This window comes from Psychrobacillus sp. MER TA 171, assembly GCF_023713305.1.
Lineage (GTDB): Bacteria > Bacillota > Bacilli > Bacillales_A > Planococcaceae > Psychrobacillus.
In genome coordinates, this window is sequence record NZ_JAMAWN010000005.1 from 37893 (window position 1) to 57523 (window position 19631).

The 19631-nt window shown below is 37.5% G+C and carries 19 protein-coding genes and 1 other annotated feature; of the genes, 15 read left to right on the plus strand and 4 right to left on the minus strand.

Annotated features, from left to right (window positions below; translation table 11 throughout):
- The first annotated feature begins 226 nt into the window (after nt 1-226).
- The 3 genes from M3627_RS06610 to M3627_RS06620 all read left to right on the plus strand — a co-directional run bounded on the left by M3627_RS06610 (nt 227) and on the right by M3627_RS06620 (nt 2402).
- Entirely contained in the window at nt 227-511 is a 285-nt protein-coding gene (locus tag M3627_RS06610; protein ID WP_251553373.1) for a DUF1294 domain-containing protein, read from the plus strand.
- A gap of 581 nt (nt 512-1092) precedes the next feature.
- Nucleotides 1093-1863 (plus strand): hypothetical protein, encoded by a 771-nt coding sequence (locus tag M3627_RS06615; RefSeq protein WP_251553374.1) that lies wholly within the window; start codon nt 1093-1095, stop codon nt 1861-1863.
- A complete protein-coding gene (locus M3627_RS06620; protein ID WP_251553375.1) occupies nt 1860-2402 on the plus strand; it encodes an AAA family ATPase in 543 nt (180 codons plus the stop codon). The genes M3627_RS06615 and M3627_RS06620 overlap by 4 nt, the downstream gene beginning before the upstream one ends.
- A 230-nt stretch (nt 2403-2632) precedes the next feature.
- On the opposite strand, the gene M3627_RS06625 is transcribed toward M3627_RS06620, so the two are convergent.
- Nucleotides 2633-3019 carry a sigma-w pathway protein ysdB gene (locus M3627_RS06625; RefSeq protein WP_251553376.1) on the minus strand — a complete coding sequence of 129 codons (387 nt, stop codon included), beginning with the start codon at nt 3017-3019 and terminating at the stop codon, nt 2633-2635.
- Between the two features lie 146 nt (nt 3020-3165).
- Here M3627_RS06625 and dut point away from each other — a divergent pair, with 146 nt between their 5' ends.
- The 7 genes from dut to M3627_RS06655 all read left to right on the plus strand — a co-directional run bounded on the left by dut (nt 3166) and on the right by M3627_RS06655 (nt 10615).
- Nucleotides 3166-3600, plus strand: a complete 435-nt coding sequence (gene dut, locus M3627_RS06630; RefSeq protein ID WP_169360294.1) for a dUTP diphosphatase — start codon at nt 3166-3168, stop codon at nt 3598-3600.
- Between the two features lie 372 nt (nt 3601-3972).
- Complete coding sequence (locus M3627_RS06635) at nt 3973-5895, plus strand: DUF2207 domain-containing protein (RefSeq protein WP_251553377.1); 1923 nt, start codon at nt 3973-3975, stop codon at nt 5893-5895.
- Nucleotides 5896-5998: 103 nt separating this feature from the next.
- The gene (locus M3627_RS06640) at nt 5999-7087 is read left to right on the plus strand and encodes a M42 family metallopeptidase (RefSeq protein WP_251553378.1); all 1089 of its coding nucleotides are present in this window, start codon (nt 5999-6001) and stop codon (nt 7085-7087) included.
- 142 nt (nt 7088-7229) lie between these two features.
- Entirely contained in the window at nt 7230-8195 is a 966-nt protein-coding gene (gene argF / locus M3627_RS06645) for an ornithine carbamoyltransferase (RefSeq protein WP_251553379.1), read from the plus strand.
- Nucleotides 8196-8843: 648 nt separating this feature from the next.
- Nucleotides 8844-9155, plus strand: a complete 312-nt coding sequence (locus tag M3627_RS21035) for a sigma-70 family RNA polymerase sigma factor (protein WP_353056455.1) — start codon at nt 8844-8846, stop codon at nt 9153-9155.
- Entirely contained in the window at nt 9142-9315 is a 174-nt protein-coding gene (locus tag M3627_RS21040) for an RNA polymerase sigma factor (protein WP_353056456.1), read from the plus strand. The genes M3627_RS21035 and M3627_RS21040 overlap by 14 nt, the downstream gene beginning before the upstream one ends.
- Entirely contained in the window at nt 9308-10615 is a 1308-nt protein-coding gene (locus M3627_RS06655; RefSeq protein WP_169360289.1) for a DUF4179 domain-containing protein, read from the plus strand. Before M3627_RS21040 ends, M3627_RS06655 begins: the two co-directional genes overlap by 8 nt.
- A 136-nt stretch (nt 10616-10751) precedes the next feature.
- Here the strand turns inward: M3627_RS06655 and M3627_RS06660 are convergent, their stop codons facing one another.
- On the minus strand, nt 10752-11735 hold the full coding sequence (locus M3627_RS06660; protein WP_251553380.1) for a bile acid:sodium symporter family protein: 984 nt from the start codon (nt 11733-11735) through the stop codon (nt 10752-10754).
- A 1-nt stretch (nt 11736) separates the two neighbouring features.
- Nucleotides 11737-13131: an FAD-binding oxidoreductase gene (locus M3627_RS06665; protein ID WP_251553381.1), complete on the minus strand. Its 1395-nt coding sequence runs from the start codon at nt 13129-13131 to the stop codon at nt 11737-11739.
- 189 nt (nt 13132-13320) lie between these two features.
- On the opposite strand from M3627_RS06665, the gene M3627_RS06670 reads away from it, so the two are divergent.
- Nucleotides 13321-13911, plus strand: a complete 591-nt coding sequence (locus tag M3627_RS06670; RefSeq protein WP_251553383.1) for a DUF2441 domain-containing protein — start codon at nt 13321-13323, stop codon at nt 13909-13911.
- A 16-nt stretch (nt 13912-13927) separates the two neighbouring features.
- Nucleotides 13928-14266 (plus strand): DUF3221 domain-containing protein, encoded by a 339-nt coding sequence (locus M3627_RS06675; RefSeq protein WP_251553385.1) that lies wholly within the window; start codon nt 13928-13930, stop codon nt 14264-14266.
- Between the two features lie 26 nt (nt 14267-14292).
- Here M3627_RS06675 and sspI read toward each other — a convergent pair whose 3' ends face one another.
- Complete coding sequence (gene sspI, locus M3627_RS06680) at nt 14293-14502, minus strand: small acid-soluble spore protein SspI (RefSeq protein ID WP_169360284.1); 210 nt, start codon at nt 14500-14502, stop codon at nt 14293-14295.
- A 179-nt stretch (nt 14503-14681) separates the two neighbouring features.
- Here sspI and M3627_RS06685 point away from each other — a divergent pair, with 179 nt between their 5' ends.
- The 3 genes from M3627_RS06685 (at nt 14682) to pheT (ending at nt 19243) form a co-directional block, all read left to right on the plus strand.
- Nucleotides 14682-15446 carry a TrmH family RNA methyltransferase gene (locus tag M3627_RS06685; protein ID WP_251553386.1) on the plus strand — a complete coding sequence of 255 codons (765 nt, stop codon included), beginning with the start codon at nt 14682-14684 and terminating at the stop codon, nt 15444-15446.
- A gap of 55 nt (nt 15447-15501) precedes the next feature.
- Nucleotides 15502-15734: a binding site (T-box leader), on the plus strand.
- Nucleotides 15735-15781: 47 nt separating this feature from the next.
- Nucleotides 15782-16819: a phenylalanine--tRNA ligase subunit alpha gene (gene pheS, locus M3627_RS06690; protein ID WP_169360282.1), complete on the plus strand. Its 1038-nt coding sequence runs from the start codon at nt 15782-15784 to the stop codon at nt 16817-16819.
- Nucleotides 16820-16831: 12 nt separating this feature from the next.
- Nucleotides 16832-19243 (plus strand): phenylalanine--tRNA ligase subunit beta, encoded by a 2412-nt coding sequence (gene pheT, locus M3627_RS06695; RefSeq protein ID WP_251553387.1) that lies wholly within the window; start codon nt 16832-16834, stop codon nt 19241-19243.
- Nucleotides 19244-19631: the final 388 nt, after the last annotated feature.

The following is a 19631-nucleotide window of genomic DNA, read 5'->3' on the forward strand; positions in this document are numbered from 1 at the left end:
TGAAAAGGCTGATAGATTTTCTATCAGCCTTTTTTTACAATCTAATTTAGTTTGCCTGTCGGGGCAGACATAGGGCTTACGCTTTTCTTGTTGTCTAGCTTCAGCCCCTTGCCCCTCGGGGTCAAATGGGAAAATACTACGGTGGCTGAGGAGCTGCCTCCTCGTATTCCCCCATTTGCCTGTCGGGGCAGAGATAGGGGCTTATGCTTTTCTAAGGAGGATTATTATGGTTAATGTGATTCTTATTTTTATTTTATTAATGTCGGTGTCAGCGTTCCTTTTGATGGGCTATGATAAGTCCCAAGCAAAGAAGAGGGGACAACGAATATCGGAAAAAACATTATGGACTTTTGCAATCTTTGGTGGAGGCATAGGTGCTTATTTGGGAATGCAGTTATTTCGTCATAAAACATTGCATACTAGCTTTCGTGTAGGCTTTCTTATGCTAATGATCGTGTATGTCTTTCTAATAGTTTGGCTATTAACGGATAATAGTCCCATAGTATTCTAGATTCAGTGGTAGAAAATATAATCCTGAAACCTTTCACTTAGTAAATCGTATAAAACTAATGAGAGGACTGAGAAGATGACTAAATACAATAAATATTTGCTACCTATGATAGGTCTAATAGGAGTGACTATAACAGGACTCCTTTTAATAATTGTTACATCTAGTTATTTTCATACAAAGGAAATTAACTTACTCACTAGCGGTTGCACTGAAGCAGAGGGAGCTTCGGCTTTGGTAATACATAATAACTTAACAAGTGATTATTCCTTTGAGTGTAAGAAATGATAGAAGCCTTGGGACGAGCCTAGATTGTTAGGCTCTTTTTTTATTGGAAAAAATAATAAAAACCAGAAAAAAGAGCGCAGAGCTGGTAGAAAAGTATAACTAGAGATATAGGTTTTTACAAAAATATGAATTTTTAATTAAATTAATATATAATTTAACTATGGATTGCAGCAATAAGCGGCAACGCGCGTAGTGAGATAGAGAAGACGTCGCCATAGCTGAAATCAATTCTACATTCTTATAAAAATCATATTAATGATTGATTCAATTAACAATAAAATGGAGTGATGGATGAAATGAAGCATATTTATGCATTTGAAACGCCATATGAAGCAGTTAAATATCTAGAAATCATAGAATCCTTTAAAGTTAAACTGAATGAATTTAAAGCCTTATTAGAAAAAGAATATGAATTAAATGATTCTCCGAGAGGATTCATTTGGACTCCAGGGGACATAGCAACCAGTGTCTTTTCAGATGTTCCCATTCCAGCGTATACAAATCGGCACTTAGTCTATATGACTCCAGATATTATGGAATGGCGAAATTTTTTTATGAATATATATGGGAACGTGGAAAATGAGGTTATAAAGGATTTTTATCGGAATTTTAAAGAGGAGGATATTCTGACAATAGCTGGCCATGAAATGGTTCACCATATCGATTTGTTCCCAGATGAGTTTGATGAAGAAAGAGAAAGTATTTGGTTTGAAGAAGGAATGTGCGACTATATTGCTCGAAAAAATTTAATGACCCCTGAATCGTTTGAAACAATCACTAAAGTAGAAAGTGCAGTTGTGGCCTATTTCAATGAAAAGTTTGGAAGTAGAAGTATAGATCAATTTGGAACTGACTCTTATTCTAAAGATATAACTAGCATCATGTTTGATTATTGTAGAAGCTTTTTAACCATCCAATACCTAGTGGAAGAACAAGCGAATAATAATCCTTTGGAAGTCTTTAAACGATACAATCAATGGCATGAGGCAGGGAGAAAAGAGCCTCTTAGTACATTTTTTAACGTCGAGAACTTATTTATCTCATTAGATAAAGAGTCAATCATATGAAAAAAAGAATTGTTATAATGACCGTTGGAAAAACACATAGTGGAAAAACTACATTTGCCAAGGCATTAGAAGTGCATCTACCAAACTCAGTCGTGATTGATCAGGACAATCATGCGGAATTTCTGAATACTCATTATAAAAGCTTATTACCTAAGACTGCAACCAATAATTTAAAATATGGACTAACCCAAATGATTGTTGATTATGCAGTAAATGAAACGGATTGCCATCTAATTTTATGTAACTCTAATAGAGGTATTGGTGGTAGAGTAAGATTTTTAGAGTATTATAAGAGTCTTGGCTTTACGACAATTGTCTTGAACTTTGATATACCAGAAGAGGTATTATTAGAAAGAGTGAAGAATAGTGAGAGAAGTACTTCTATTTTAAGAACTGCCTTAAATTTTGAGGAAGTCTTGATGCGTCAAAATGGAGAAGAGGTTACTGATCCATCTGAAGAGGAAGCGGATTATTTATACGTGATTAAGAATACCGAAGACGCTCAAACCGTCATTTCAGAAATTGTCCGATTAGCTTAACTGTTGTTCGTGATGAAAAGGGGGATTATCTATTAAGAAATTGGCAGGTATATTTATTCTGGGAATCGTAGTGTATTTTGCGATTACAACATTATTTAATTTTTGATTTAACTCTAAAATAACTCAACTTTGTTGATTGATAGCAACCAGCAAAGTCGAGTTATTTTTTTACAAGGTAGTTTAGTCCTGATTACTTAATCTACCGACATTATTTCAAAAATGAAATGCTTTTAATCCTGTTCCTTCATCAACTGTTCAATTGGACTCTTCCAATTTATTTTAGCGTTCGGGTAATTCATTCGTATTTCATTTTGCAGGAAATAAAAGTCCTCTTTTGTGAATCCCTGTAGTTTAGAAGGATCTTTAATCCAAATGAAAATAGATACTACCTCGAAAGCCTGATCAGTAGTACCAAGATATTTTTCGCCCTCAAACATGGCACCTTTATACGTAATAAAGAAATTTTTGCGTACATTTTTTATATCGTCATAGAAATAATATTGTTCTTTTTCGTTTGCTTCGTCCAGCTTTCGCCTCGGATCAAATAAATAGCGTAATATTCTATAGAATACATATATAATAAGTATAATTATTAGTAATCGTATAATATGGACCATTAAAATGTCCTCCTTGTAAAATACATGATACCTGCTATACGATAGAAGAAGTAGTTTGGTTTCAAAATAATTTATTTTTTTTGAAAGAAAATAAATATATTTTTTCACAATACATATAAATCTATACAAAGGAAAGAAGGATTTAAATGGAACAAACGTTAAAAGTAAAATTAATTCATGAAGATGCAATGGTACCGAACCGAGCAAATGAAGGCGATGCAGGAATGGATTTGTATTCAATTGAAGAAAAGGTAATACAAGCTGGAAAATCAGCATTAATCAGAACAGGAATTGAGATGGAACTGCCCAAAGGAACAGAAGCACAGGTTAGACCAAGAAGTGGTTTGGCGTTAAAGCATTCCATCACCGTTTTAAATAGTCCTGGAACGATAGATGAGGGCTACAGGGGAGAAGTTAGAGTCATATTAATAAATCATGGTTTAGAAGACTTTACAGTAGAAAAACATATGAGGATCGCTCAAATGATTATAGCTCCAGTTTTACAAGTGAAAATAGAGCAAACGGAAAGCTTAACCGAATCTGATAGAGGAAGAGGGGGCTTTGGTTCATCTGGGAAGTAGAGCTTAAACAAGAAAAGCGCAAGCGCCTATGTCTGCCCCGACAGGCAAATGGAGAAAAGCGAGGAGGCAGTTCCTCAGCCACCGGAGCTTTTATCCATTTGACCCCGAGGGGCAAGGCGGTGGAGCTAGACATCAATTTATCCACAGGTTCCGAGTTTTATAATTTCCTTAACAATAAAAAATACCCCGAATATGAATTCTTCGAGGTATTTTTTTGGATTTTGGAGAACTCTATATGCGAAATAAAAGAAAATCTATAGTGTTCCTACCTATTTATGGCCTTTAAATGTAGTAGCTTATTTATTAAAGCTGAAACTTATTTGTTTTACTTTCCGTACGATAGTTATCTTGGAAGTAGTGGGAGGTTGTCATATGAAAAAGTTTATTATTACATTCTTGTTATTCATGGTAGCTTTCCTTTCCTTTAGCCCTATAGGAGAAGCAAAGTCTTATAGCATTGACAAAGTACATATAAAGTCATGGATTCAACCAAACGGTGACTTATTAGTTAATGAGGTATTTACCTATACTTTTAATGGTTCCTTTCATAACCTTTATAGAGAATTTCCTGATACATACAATGAGCGGGTAGTAGATTTTTATTCCTATGAGCTTACTAGCTTAGACATGGAGCCAGGCTTTGTGGGAGCAGAATCGATGATTCCATTAACTGTCTCCTTTGAGGAAGGCCATTTTCGAACAAACATCAAGAAAACTAATGAGAAGGTATCTTACTTCTATGCTTATACCTTAAAGAATGCTGTTAAGACATATGACAATTACAGTGAGGTAAAGGTGACGTACTTTAGCGGGGATGCACATGATCAAGCTTACGAGAATGTGATAATAGATTTTATACTTCCGAAACCACTAAATCCTGATACTTTCGATGGATTTATGTTTGATCGACATGCAGGAAATCGAGAAAAAAACCAATATGGTATACGATTTGTGACTCCTAAATCGGAGGCGTATTCTACTACGGAGACTAGTTTCTATTTTCCTTCTTCCGTAATGACAGCAATGCCGAAAATTAAGTCCGCACAAACTTTAAGTGGGGCCATTGCTTTAGAGCAAAAACAATTTAATCAGATGCTGAGTCGTTTAGATTACAATGAAATGGTAAAGAGTCTCATCCCAAAAGTTATGATGGGAATGCTTATTGTCGCTGTCTTATTAATTGTTTTATTACCACAGAGACATTTTTGGAGGGTTGACTCTGAAAAAAATGTGATAGAGACGGATGCTTTATATATGTTTTTTGTTGATCAAATTGGCAATACTCATAAAAAAAGCTTTTTGGCAGGGTTATTTTCATTAGTAGAAAAAGGAGCAGTAAAGGTAAGCAAAGGAAAAGCGGCAGTTCGTTTTCAAAATGATACAAAGGCTCCTAGAGAGACATTAGAGTTTCAACTGGTGAATCGAAGTCTAGTGAATGCCAATTTCGAAAATACAATGATAGATTGGCTATTTGGAGTAAAAAATGGATCAAACAAATGGACGTTTAACTTACACGATGTTGCTGGAGCAGCAAGAGATGAGAAAAGGCAAAATGGCTATTTTGCTCAGCGGAAAAAAATATTTAAAGAAAAGCAGAAGCAATGGGAGCTAGCAGTTGAATCAGAGATGATCGAGGCTGGTGCCTTAAATAACCGTATCCCACTTATGATTTTAAGTATAGCGACCATTATATTGGCTATACTATTTTCTATTGCATATTATGCAGACTTAAGAAGCATCTGGGGAATTGTATGCATCATAACAGTATCTCTTATATATATCGGAATGCTATGGTGGAAGAAAAAATCAAAACGATTATTATTCTTATATATGGGTTTCATGTTTTTTGCTAGCGTAAATTTAGTAGATGAAGCATTACTTCACCAAACGAATGATTTGTTACTTGCATTTATTGTTTTATATTTTACTGTACCAAGAAATATTTTATCGATGAATGCAGTCAGAGCTAAGGATTCTATAAGGGCTTTTAGAAAAGCACTAAGCAAACAAGATCATACTGTATTGCACAAGGAAGATAAGTGGATCATTCGAGCTTATTTGTTTAAACGAAGTCGCCAGTCTTATCCACTAGAAACAGCGCGTGCTGTCCCGTTGGCTGGATTGCTGTTAACAGACACAGACCCTATGAAATATGTAGAGGATTCATGGAGATGGACAAAAGGATATCTATTTTCTGGAGATGGTTCTTCTGGAGGCTCCGCTACATATTCAGATAGCGGAGGAAGCTACGGAGGTGGCAGCGGGGATAGTGGTGGCGGCGCCGGTGCCGATTAATGCAGGTGTATTTGTGTATCTTTAGAATTTTAAAAATATATTTTGAATAAGCATTCAATTTATCATATAATTAACTGGTGAGTATATTTAGGAGGGCGAAATAATGACAAAATTAGATGAAACATTAACAATGCTAAAAGAACTTACAGATGCAAAAGGGATTCCCGGTAACGAGCGTGAACCGCGTAAAGTAATGGAAAAATATATTGCCCCTTATGCAGACAAAATTGAATATGACAACCTTGGTAGCTTAATCGCTGAAAAAGTGGGAGATGCTAACGGACCTAAAATCATGGTTGCAGGTCACTTAGACGAAGTTGGTTTTATGATTTCCAAAATTGATGACAAGGGATTCTTGAGTTTTCAGACAGTGGGAGGCTGGTGGTCACAAGTAATGCTAGCTCAACGTGTAACGATCGTTACTCGTAAGGGCGAAACTATTACAGGTGTTATCGGTTCTAAACCACCACATATTCTTAGCCCAGAAGCACGTAAAAAGCCTGTCGATATTAAAGAAATGTTTATTGATATTGGTGCTTCCTCTAAAGAAGAAGCTATGTCATGGGGAGTATTACCAGGGGATATGGTCGTTCCATATTTTGAATTCACTGTAATGAACAACGATAAACTTCTACTTGCAAAAGCTTGGGATAATCGTATTGGTTGTGCTATTGCAATAGATGTATTGAAAAATTTACAAGGCCAGGATCATCCAAATATCGTATATGGTGTCGGGAATGTTCAAGAAGAAGTAGGTCTTCGCGGAGCTAAAACCTCTACAGCAAAAATTAACCCTGATATCGGCTTTGCAGTTGATGTGGGTATTGCTGGTGATACTCCAGGAATCACTCCAAAAGAATCATCTAGTAAAATGGGAGATGGCCCTCAAATCGTCCTATTTGATGCATCTATGGTATCCCATAAAGGATTACGCGATTTTGTAGTGGATACAGCAGAAGCAAACAATATCCCTTATCAATTTGAAACAATTGCTGGTGGGGGAACAGATGCAGGTTCAATGCATATTTCCTTAAATGGTGTACCTTGCTTGTCAATCGGTGTCGCTACTCGTTATATTCATTCACATGCAGGAATTCTGCATAGAGATGATTACGAGAATACAGTTAAATTGATTGTTGAAGTTATTAAAAAGCTTGATCGTGATACAGTAAACAATATAACTTTTAACTAATTAAACAAAACTAATGAAGAATACAGCAGTATTCCTCATTAGTTTTTTCATGTATAAAAATGTATATAAATTCTCTTGACTTTATAAATATTCATACTTATAATAACAATTACAGAAGATACGGGTAAAGGGGATTATGAATATGAAATTATTGGAGTGGGTAAATCTTAAATTAGTTGATAGTTTAAAAGGAAAGGATCTTTTAACACTATTGGATTACTCTAAGGAAGAAGTGATTGAATTACTAGAACTAGCAACAAACTTAAAGTCTTTAACAAAGGCTGGTAAATGTCCTCCATTGTTAGAAGGGAAGACATTAGGAATGATATTTGAAAAGCACTCTACTCGTACAAGGATTTCGTTTGAGGTGGGGATGAAGCAGCTAGGCGGAAATGGTATGTTCATGAACGCTAGAGATTTGCAGATTGGTCGTGGGGAATCTGTCTATGATACAGCACATGTCCTCTCGGGTTATCTAGATGGCATTATGATTCGTGCTAATTCACACGCTATGGTTAAAGAGCTTGCGGAGCATGCAAGTATACCTGTTATAAACGGCCTAACAGACCTCTACCATCCATGTCAGGCGTTAGCAGATATATTAACAGTACAAGAAGTGAAAGGTCATACGAAAGGGCTGAAGCTGGCTTTTATTGGTGATGGTAACAATGTTGCACATTCCTTAGTGATTGCTGCTGCATACATGGGCATGCACATTGCTGTAGCAACGCCAGTTGGCTATGAGCCGAATGAAGAGATTATGGCAAAGGCAAAGGCAATTGCTCTTGCAAACGAAGGTTCCTTGTTTGTTTCTAATGATCCACTAGAAGCTGCAGTGAATGCAGATGTAATTTATACTGATGTTTGGACCTCTATGGGACAGGAGGAGGAAGCGGTTAAGCGTCTTGAGGAATTTAAGGAATACCAAATCAATGACAATTTAGTAGCTAATGCGAAAGCAGATTACATGTTCCTCCATTGTCTGCCGGCTCACCGAGAAGAAGAGGTTGCCACATCTGTTATAGATGGACCTAACTCTTATATATTCCAGCAGGCAGAAAATCGCTTGCATGCACAAAAAGCCGTACTTGCTTCTTTGATGGCTTAAAATTTTTGAATAGGCTGTAACGACAGGGTGTGTCCTACAGTTTATATATATATGCGATGTTGCTTATCTAGAAGGATGACCTCATCGCTACATAGGAAAAGCGATTCCGGGAGACGCTGGGATCGCTTTTTATTTTATTGGGCAAAAATTAAAACCTAAGTGATGTACAACCATACCCCAATATAGGTCAGTACAGATATATCTTCTTTCTCATCTCCAATCTATACAGCAGGAACTCCTCAAATCTATTGAAAATCAGTATCTTTACCTGCATAACTATATCCTCATCAGTAGGTGAATTCTATTTTATTCTTATAAGAAGATAAACACGAACGATAAAAAGAGAGTAAAGACACTTATATACTTTCTAAGAATAGAGGTAAAAATTGTTTTCCGCTCTGGCGGACGCTTTCAGCAGTGTGAGCGAAAAGCCATCACCACAGCACAACAAGCGTGGTTGTGAATGTCTTATTTGTCTTACTCATCCCTCTACTTGTGGCTCCGCCTAGAACTACAATCAATACATAGAAAATGTTTGGGTTAAATTTGTAAAATGCTATTTATGCTTCAATAACATAAAAATAAAAAAATGAAACGTTTTACATATCTTGTTTATCTAACGTATAGAACGAAAGGGGGATTACTCAGTTGTCGGATATTAAGAAAGTACAAAAAGCCATGAAAGGGAGTCATAAAGCATTCCAGGAGCTAATGGAAGAGCAAAAGGTAAAGCTATATAAAATAGCGTTTATGTATGTAAAAAATGAAGAGGATGCATTAGAGGTTTTTCAGGAAACTATTTATAAGGCGCTGATTTCCATTAAAAATCTGAAGGATGAACGTTATTTTTCAACTTGGTTGACTCGCATCCTAATAAATACTGCCTTAGATCTTATAAAAAAGAAGAGTAGGGTAGTGCCGATGGATCGATTTGTTAAAAGCTGTTATGGAGCTAGATGAAAAATATAAGTCGGTAATAGTGTTGCGGTATTATCAGGATTATTCCATTAAGCAAATAGCGGAAATTTTGGAATGTCCAGAAGGAACAATTAAAACAAATATCCATCGGGGACTAATGATTTTAAGAAAAACTATGAAGGAGGATTGTGTAAATGAGTAAGCAATGGCCAGATTTAAAGAAGGAAATGGATAATATACAAGTGCCACTGGAAAAACTAGATAAAATCATACAAAATACTGCTCCTCAGTTGAAAAAGAAAAAATCTAAACTAAAGATAGTGTCCTATACGGCAGGTGCAGCTGCGGTGGCGTTATTCATTTTTGTAGGATCAGCTAGTGTTTCTCCTGCAATGGCTAAAATAGCTTCTCACGTTCCACTTATTGGCACATTTTTTAATGATGTGCAAGATGAAGGTTTACAAATAGCAGGGCAAAAAGGATTAACACAAATAATCGATCAATCATCCAAGGATAGTGGTATTACTTTAACTATTACTGAAATGTTTTATGACGGAACAAGACTTGTTTTTGGTTATACACAAGAATCATTGTTTGCAATTGGAGAATTAGAAAGACCAACATTAGAGGTAAATGGAAGAGAAATCAATTTCAGTTCTAGCTATTCAGGGGACTTTATCACGCCACAAAAGTATAAAGGAATGGTGGAAATCAATCCAACTGAGGAGCTGCCAGAGGAATTCGAGCTGAACATGAGGATAGATGCTATAGGAATAATTCCCGGTAATTGGAATTTCCAATTCCATGTGAAACAGTCGAATCAGGTGATGGTTTTACGTCCAGAAGAGGTTAGAATGATTGAAGGAGCGAACGTCAAAATAAACTCATTGAAAATTGGTCCGGCCGGTACAGATCTAGCTGTCCAAGTAAATTCTAAAGAAGAAATGGATTTTCAGCCATTTGACTTAGAATTTTTTGTTGTGGATGATGGTGGAAATGTACTTGACCAATTAGGAAAAGATGCACATGGTGAAACGGAAAATGGTGTGGTTGAAACACAAGTAGGATATCTCTTTAGCCCACTTAAGGAAGGAGCTAAAAAGCTTAGAGTTATTCCTTATAAACTAGAGAACAATTTTCCCTTAGAAAAAGTTATGATTCCGCTTGAAGGACAGAAATACCCATTTAAGTTCAGTCAAGGAGATTTCGGGGCTATTACAGTTACAGAGATTCAGTCAAATGAAGAGCAGATTATTGTATATTTTGATGTCAACAGTGAATCTCTTTACGATAATAGACTTACTAGAAATCCGATATGGTTAGAGGATGAACAAGGGAATAGTTTAGTGCTAGAGGAAGCTCCATTTGCGAAAAGGATAGAAGGTAATAGCTTTAAGCAAGTATTCAAGGCAAGTGAAATAGAAAGAGCACACTTAGCTACCTTCCAATATCCTGAGCCTATTATGTATGATGAATTTGAATTACAGGTACCAGACAAATAGTTTTTGATACTTGTACTTCCAGAGAGTAAGTGCTCTCTTATGTATCTATCATTGGATAATGCAAATCGAGATCTATCTAAAGTAATGGATAATCAAAATAGGAATGGCAGTGTGAACATCCACTGCCATTCCTATTTTAAATCTGTGAAGGCTTACTTTCTAATGGGATAGCTTCAGCCTTTTCTTCCTCATGATCTCCTGCTGTCTTTGCCCAAATAGTTGCTATGATTGGTCCTGAAATGTTATGCCACACTGCGCCTAAGGCACTTGGTAGGGCTGCTAGTGGACCTAAATGAGCAGTGGCTAGTGCGACACCTAAACCTGAGTTTTGCATCCCAACCTCGATTGAAATGGCGCGACAGTCAGATCTGGATAGCTTCATCATTTTTCCAGTATAATAGCCAAGCAATAGGCCGGCACCATTATGAAGGAACACTCCAACAAAAACTAATAATCCTGCAGAAGCGATGTTATTAACATTACCTGCGACTACTGCAGATACAATGATAATGATAGCCAATACAGAGATCAACGGTACAATATTGGCGCTTTTTTCTACAACTGTCGGTAATAATTTTTTAATAAGTAGACCAAGAACAATCGGAACGATAATTACTTGTACAATGGACATAAACATATCCATCACATTTACTGGCATCCATTGCCCAGCTAACCATAAAAGTAAAACTGGTGTCATTAAAGGCGCCAAGAGAGTAGAGAAGGACGTCATTGTAATAGAAAGTGGTACATTTCCTTTCGCTAAGTAAACCATTACATTCGATGCGGTTCCACCTGGTACAGAGCCTAGGAGTACAAGGCCGGCAGCTAATTCATTAGGTAGCTGAAGAATGTAGGCTATTGCAAAAGCAGTTAAAGGCATTATGATAAACTGAGCTGCTACACCAATTAATACTGGTTTAGGATTAGTGATTATTAGCTTAAAATCAACTGCTTTAAGCGTAAGTCCCATACCAAACATAACTACTCCAAGCAGTAAGGTTATATAGCTACGAAAAGGTAAGAATGCCTCTGGTATTAAGAAAGCAATTACTGCAATGATGATAACTAGGAAAGCGAAATATTTACCGGCGAAGCTACTGATTTTCTCTAATGTTTTCATATTACTCACCTTCTCTTTCAAGTTTTACAATTTTGTTTGGATTTAAAATATTGTTGGGATCTAAAGCAACCTTAATCTTTTCCATAACTCGAAGTGCCTCCCCATGTTCTTCGGCTTGGTACTTTTGTTTTCCTACACCCACCCCGTGCTCACCTGTACAAGTACCTTTGCGCTCTAACGCGTAACGTACAATTTTTTCGTTATAGGTTACAGCCTTTTGTATTTCCTCTGGGTTGTTCATATCAATCATGATAAGGGCATGGAAATTTCCATCACCGACATGACCTGTAAGGCCTCCTATCAACCCAATAGCATCAAGTTCCTTACGTGCAAATATGACAGCGTCAGCTAGCTCGGAAATAGGAACACAAACATCGGTCACCATGAGCTTCTTTCCTACGTTTCCATGAATGTAAGCATAGGCTAGATTATGTCTTGCATCCCAAAGCTTGTTTCGAGCAGCGTTATCTGTTTCAAATTGAATATCCTCGCTGCCATGGTCTTTCACAATTTCTTGAGTAAATTCTACATCTTGAGCAAGTCCAGCTTCATTGCCATGGAATTCTAAAAAAAGAGTTGGCTTTTCAGCGTAGTTAGTTTCACTAAATTGATTTACCTGACGAATAGAGCTTTCATCTACTAGCTCTACGCGAGCAATCGGTATACCTGCCTGTAAAATAGAGGTTACTGCCTCCACTGCATGTTTGACAGTAGGGAATGTTGCTCTAGCAGCAGTCGTGAATTCCGGGATGCCATACACCCTTAAAGTCAGTTCTGTAAAACAGCCTAATGTACCTTCCGAACCAACAAACAACCCATTCAAGTGAAATCCAGAGGCAGATTTAGCTGCCAAGTTTCCTGTATGTATGATTGTTCCATCCGCAAGCACTACTTCTAGGTCTCGAACTTGATCTCTCATAACTCCGTACTTTACAGTTGTAGTCCCACTCGCATTTGTAGCGGCCATTCCACCAAGAGTAGCATCAGCACCAGGGTCTACCGAAAAGAATAAACCATACTTTTTTAACTCCATGTTCAGCTGTGTTCTCGTTACACCTGGCTGGACTATCACAAGTAAATCCTGTTCTCTTATTTCCAATATTTTATCCATTAAAGAAAAATCGATAGTTATTCCATTATCATAGGGAATCACATGCCCTTCTAAACTCGTGCCACGACCAAACGGTACGACTGGAACTCCAAGTTTATTAGCAGTCTTCATGATATTGCTGACATCTGCCGAGTTTTTAGGGAAAACGACAATGTCTGGCAAGCTAATAGAATGGTAGGATTCATCTTTTCCATGTAATTCTCGGATAGTTTGGTTGGTGGAAATCTGATCTTGCTCTAAGTGTTCTTGCAATGCTTCCACAATATTTTCCATTAAAATCTTCATTCGCTTCGCCTCTTTGCTATAATTTAGATGTATAACTTTTATGATTTTTCTAATTATTCAAACTCATAGAGTAATTATATACAGTATATTATATAAATCAAGAACAAATTATCTAATAAATAAAATAATTTAGTAGTTTAGTGAATTGAAACGTTTTGTCTTCTATTTTATTAATAAAAGGAGAAAAAAATGACGAAGAATGAACTAGTTGTATATCATATTGTTACACGAAACAAGATGAGAGTAGGACAGATAATTGATTTTAGTGAGAACCAAAAGAATACGTTATATCACTTCTTTTTTGAAAAAGAACAATTAAATTCCAAGGGAGAAGACTTTGTTCGAATTTTTCAAAACCAATATACAAATGAAGGGGTGAACTTAACTAAAGAGGATGCAGAGGTTGGCCTTAAATATTTGGATCAAACGACTAGAGCAATCCGCGAAACGATAGTAGAAATGGTTAGATTAGAGGAATATCCGAATTACCCATCTAGATTATCCTGTCTATATGCTACAAAAAGCTTAGAGGATGCCCTCAAATGGGTAGACTTATTTAATTCCTATAATCGGCAGGTCTTACAGCTTGTTAAACTTCGAGTTTTTGGGAAATCCTTTGAGGGAGATGCTAGCTTTTTGCCAAAGGAAGATGGTATATCTTTTGCAAAGAAAATAGAGCAGGCAAGAGAGTATTGGAAAGGTAATGTAATCAGTGGACTACCCGAGATGTTAGTGGATGGAAAAATAGAAGTTGTAGAAATTCTAGAAGAGTATGAATAATGTTGGGAGGTTAACAGTGATTCGATATTTGGGGTTTCTTATAATACTTGTATCCGTTGTTAGTTTATGGGGTTGTAAAGAAGAAAGTCAGGAAGATCGATTTGTGAGGGAAGGGATAGTAGCAGAGGTGTCTGATGCTCATGTTTTTATTTATGAAGAGCAACCAGGAATAGATAGAATTCTAACAAAGGAGGAAGTTACATCTAAATCTATTCAATCTTCTTCCTTTGGATTTGACGAACAAATCTCTAATATAGAGGTTGGGGACAAGGTGAAAGTTTGGTATGATGCCCTGGACACAAGCTCACCAAGCTCTGGTCATGGTACTAAAATCGAATTAATAAAGAGACCGTAGTATCTACGGTCTCCGTTAGCCAATACTTATTGAGCAAATGCAGTAGAAACATTATTTAGCATTGCTTGTTTGCTGGATTCATCAGCCGATTTCCACCATTTTTCAAAAATTACGCCTAGACCAGGTAGTAAATGTTCTTCTCCTCGGTTAATTGCATCTTCTACCACTTCTTTAATATCAGTAGCTGAATTACCCTTTAGGTTAGCTGCTATTGCTTCTCGAATTTGAAAATCCATTTTCATCACTCCTTGTCTTCATCTTTCCCCATGTCTCGTCAACTATACATAATTTTTTTGAATTGACGGAAGATAAATATGAACATATGAACTAATCGAGGAACATGATATAATCTTCTACAAAGAAAAGATGCTAAACTATTTGTTTTGCAGCATTTTAGAAAAAGGCGGTACACAATATGAAACGAATCGAATCTCCTCAAAACTCTTTAGTGAAGCATTGGAAAAAATTACTCAGTGTTCGAAAAGAGAGAGATAAAACTGGTGAATTTATCATTGAAGGCTATCACTTAGTAGAAGAAGCAATCAAACAAAAAGAACTTGTCTTAACGATCATGTTAAGTGATACAAGTGAAATTCCTGCCAGTTGGGATGTAGACAATCTAGAAATAGTTGAAATTAATGATGTTATTAAAAAAGAGCTTGCAGAAACAGAGCATACCCAAGGCATTTTTGCACATTGTAAGCAAAGTGCCGCTCAAGCAGATGAACAAGAAAATTGGAGTAAATTTTTATTAATCGATGCGGTTCAAGACCCTGGGAATATTGGAACGATGATCCGTACGGCTGATGCTGCAGGGATAGACGCTGTTATTCTTGGAAAGGGATCAGCTGATGCATACAATTCTAAAACGCTTCGCTCTGCTCAAGGCTCTCATTTCCACATACCTATTTTAAAAGGTGACTTAAGCTATTGGGTCGATCAGCTAAAAGAGAAAAATGTAAAAGTATATGGAACGGCATTTGAAAATTCAACGCCGTTTCATGAAGTAGAGAAAAGTGATGCGTTTGCATTAATAGTAGGAAACGAAGGTAGCGGTATACAAGCAAGTCTTTTAGAACAAACGGACCAAAATATTATTGTTCCTTTATTGGGCCAAGCGGAATCTTTAAATGTCGCAGTCGCAACAGGAATTCTTCTTTATGGGCTTACATTGAGATAAATACCCTTGATGAAATGTTTAAAAGTCCGTATAATAGATAATAATTTGATAAATAAGAAAAGCTGTCATCGGGAAAAGTATATATGATTATTCGAATGTAGGGATTTTGCGCCTAGACTGGAAGCGTAAATGGAGAATTCATATAGAAGTTCACCCCGTTAGCTGCCACCGGGACCAGTGTTTACTGTAAAGGTGTGCCGGTGTAGAGCCGTTAGTCGAATTGAGTGATTGCACGTTTAGTTGTGCAATAATCAGGGTGGTACCGCGAAATTAGTCCTCGTCCCTTTTATAGGGGCGGGGATTTTTTATTTTGTCAATTAGGAGGGATTTTTCAAATGGAAGCACAACTTCAACAGTTAAAAGAAGAAGCATTACAAAAAATTGAAGCTTCACAAAACACAAAAGAATTAAATGATGTGAGAGTAGCGTATTTAGGGAAAAAAGGACCGATTACGGATTTACTAAAGGGTATGGGTAAACTCCCAGCCGAGGAACGTCCGAAGATGGGGGCACTTGTCAATGTAGTGCGTGAGGAAGTAACTGCTGTCCTAGAAGCACGCATGACATTACTTCAAGAGCAAGCGATTCAAGAACAGCTTGCAAAAGAGTCTATCGATGTAACTCTACCTGGGAGACCAGTGAAGACGGGGAATCACCATCCGTTAACTCGTGTAGTAGAAGAAATTGAAGACTTATTTTTAAGCATGGGCTATGAAATTGCAGAAGGTCCTGAGGTAGAAAAGGATTATTACAATTTTGAAGCGTTGAATTTACCTAAAGGACATCCAGCTCGTGATATGCAGGATTCCTTCTATATTTCAGAGGATATTCTATTGCGTACGCATACCTCTCCAGTTCAAGCGCGCACGATGGAAGCAAAAGAAGGGCAACCAATTAAGATCATTTGTCCTGGTAAGGTATATCGTCGTGATAATGATGATGCTACCCATTCTCATCAGTTCACTCAAATCGAAGGTTTAGTCATCGGTGAAAATATTCGTATGAGTGATTTAAAAGGTACTTTATCTTTATTCGCGAAAAAAATGTTCGGAGAAGATCGTGAAATTCGACTGCGTCCAAGTTTCTTCCCATTCACAGAGCCCTCTGTAGAGATGGATATCTCTTGCTTCAAATGTGGAGGAAGTGGTTGTAACGTATGTAAGAAAACAGGTTGGATTGAAATCCTAGGAGCAGGTATGGTTCATCCTAATGTTCTTGAGATGGCTGGTTATGATTCTAAAAAGCTTTCTGGTTTTGCGTTTGGTATGGGACCAGAGCGTATTGCAATGTTGAAATATGGAGTGGAAGATATTCGTCATTTCTATACAAATGATGTGCGTTTCTTATCGCAATTCCACCGAACAGAAGTGTAAGGAGGAAATGACATGTTAGTATCAACGAAATGGTTATCAGAATATGTAAACACACAAGGGTTGGACCCGAAAGACTTAGGTGAGAAAATTACTCGTTCAGGAATAGAAGTAGATGCAGTGATTGATCGCTCTCTAGGCATGACAAATGTGGTAGTCGGTTATGTAAAGGAAAAAGTGAAGCATCCAGAAGCAGATAAGCTAAACATCTGTCAGGTGGATGTAGGAGATGAAATCACTCAAATTATTTGTGGTGCTCCGAACGTTGACGCTGGTCAAAAGGTAATCGTTGCACGTCCTGGAGCTGTGCTACCAGGTGGCATTAAAATTAAAAAAGCAAAGCTACGCGGAGAAGTATCTAATGGAATGATCTGTTCTCTTCAAGAGCTAGGTATTGAAGGTCGCCTAGTAGCTAAAGCGTATGCAGAAGGGATTTATGTTCTTCCTGAAACAGCTGTACCAGGTGAAAGTGCACTTCCTTTATTAGGCCTGGACGATGTAGTGCTAGAGCTAGGTTTAACACCAAACCGCTCGGATGCACTAAGTATGCTAGGAGTTGCTTATGAGGTAGGGGCTATTCTTTCAGAGGATATGAAATATCCTGAGGCTGCTTATACAGAAAGCAATGAAAAGGCAGAGGACTATTTGAAGCTTCGTGTGGATGCAATAGAAGAAAATCCTCTGTATATTGCTAAGGTTGTTAAAAACGTACAAGTAAAAGAATCTCCATTATGGCTACAGAATCGTCTGATGGCTGCTGGAATTCGTCCTCATAATAACGTAGTAGATGTTACTAACTATGTATTAATGGAATTTGGTCAACCACTTCATGCATTTGACTATGACCGTTTAGCAACAAAGGAAATCGTTGTTCGCCTTGCAGCTGAAGGAGAAAAGATGGTTACACTCGATGACCAAGAACGAACACTTAAATCTAACCATTTAGTAATAACTAACGGTAAAGAGCCGGTTGCTATTGCTGGAGTAATGGGTGGGGCTAATTCAGAGGTTCATGAAGGCACGACAACCGTTGTAATCGAGTCAGCTTACTTTGCAGCTGGATCTGTACGTCAAACATCGAAAGACCATAACCTACGTAGTGATGCAAGTGCTCGCTTCGAAAAAGGTGTGGATCCAAATCGTGTAAATATGGCAGCAGAGCGTGCAGCAAGCCTATTAGCAGAGCTTGCAAATGGTGAAGTACTAGCTGGTTCCGTAGTTGTAGATAAGTTAGATAAATCTCCAGCTGAAGTTATCGTTTCTCCAGACTTCATTAACAGTCGTTTAGGAATGAAGATATCTTTAGAGGATATGACATCTATTCTGTCTCGTTTGAAATTTGAATTCCAAGCAGCTAATGGATATTTATATATTAAAGCACCTACTAGACGTCAGGATATTAAAATTCCGGAGGACATCGTGGAAGAAATAGCTCGTATGTATGGTTATGATGAGATTCCAATGACGTTACCTGTGGAAGAGTCTAAACCAGGTGGTTTAACATCCTACCAAGCAAAACGTCGCCAAGTGCGTGGTTTTATGGAAGGTGCAGGACTTTACCAAGCAATTACGTACTCATTAACTTCTAAAGAAGTAGCACAAAAGTTTGCTTTAGAAACTGCTCCTGTAACGGAACTATTAATGCCAATGAGTGAGGAGCGTAGCACGCTACGTCAAAGCTTAATCCCTCATTTGCTAGAGGCTGTAACGTATAACACTGCTCGCCAAGCAGATACCGTTGCATTGTATGAAATTGGTTCTGTTTTCTTAGGAGAAACAGCATCTGGATTACCTCATGAGCAAGAGCATTTAGCAGGCGTTATTGCTGGTAAATGGGTTGAGCATAGCTGGCAAGGAGAGAAAAAGTCAGTAGATTTCTTTGTTTTAAAAGGAATTGTAGAAGGTTTAATGGATTTACTTGGTCATACAAGTGAGTTAACCTTTGAACGTACAGTAATGGAAGGAATGCATCCAGGAAGAACTGCTACTATCCAATTGGCAGGGGAAGAGATCGGTATTATTGGTCAATTACACCCGGCGGAACAAAAAGCACGTGACTTAAAGGATACGTATGTATTCGAACTGAATTTAATGAAGGTATTAAACAAAGATGCTGGAACATTGTATTATTCACCAGTTTCTAAATTCCCTTCTATTACTCGCGATATCGCATTAGTAGTGGATCAGGAAAAAGCTACTGGAGAGCTGCAAGCAATTATTCAACAATCAGGTGGGAAATTGCTTAAGGGTGTACATTTATTCGATTTATATGAAGGAGAAAAAATGGAACCAGGCAAAAAATCAGTTGCATTCTCTCTAACGTATTTCGATCCAGAGCGTACATTAACGGATGAAGAAGTAGTTAATGCACATAACAAAGTTCTAAAAGCATTAGCTGAGCAAGCAGGAGCCGAGCTGCGAGGATAAAGGCTGATCACCTTGCAGAGACGATTCCAAACCTTGCGGAAACGAGTCAGAATCTTGCAGAGATGATCCCAAATCTTGCGGAAATGAGTCACAACCTTGCGGAGAATAGCTAACCTTGCAGAGATGAGCTAGAACCTTGCGGAGATGACTCTAAACCTTGCGGAAACGAGTCAGAATCTTGCAGAGATGACCCCAAATCTTGCGGAAATGAGTCACAACCTTGCGGAGAATAGCTAACCTTGCAGAGATGGGCTAAAACCTTGCGGAAACGAGTCAAAACCTTGCAGACAGCCAAAAAACTTTTAGAGAATAACTAAAAGAATTAAATAAATGAAAAAGGAGCAGCACCAAAATAGGTGTTGCTCCTTTTTGTTGAACTCTGAGAGTA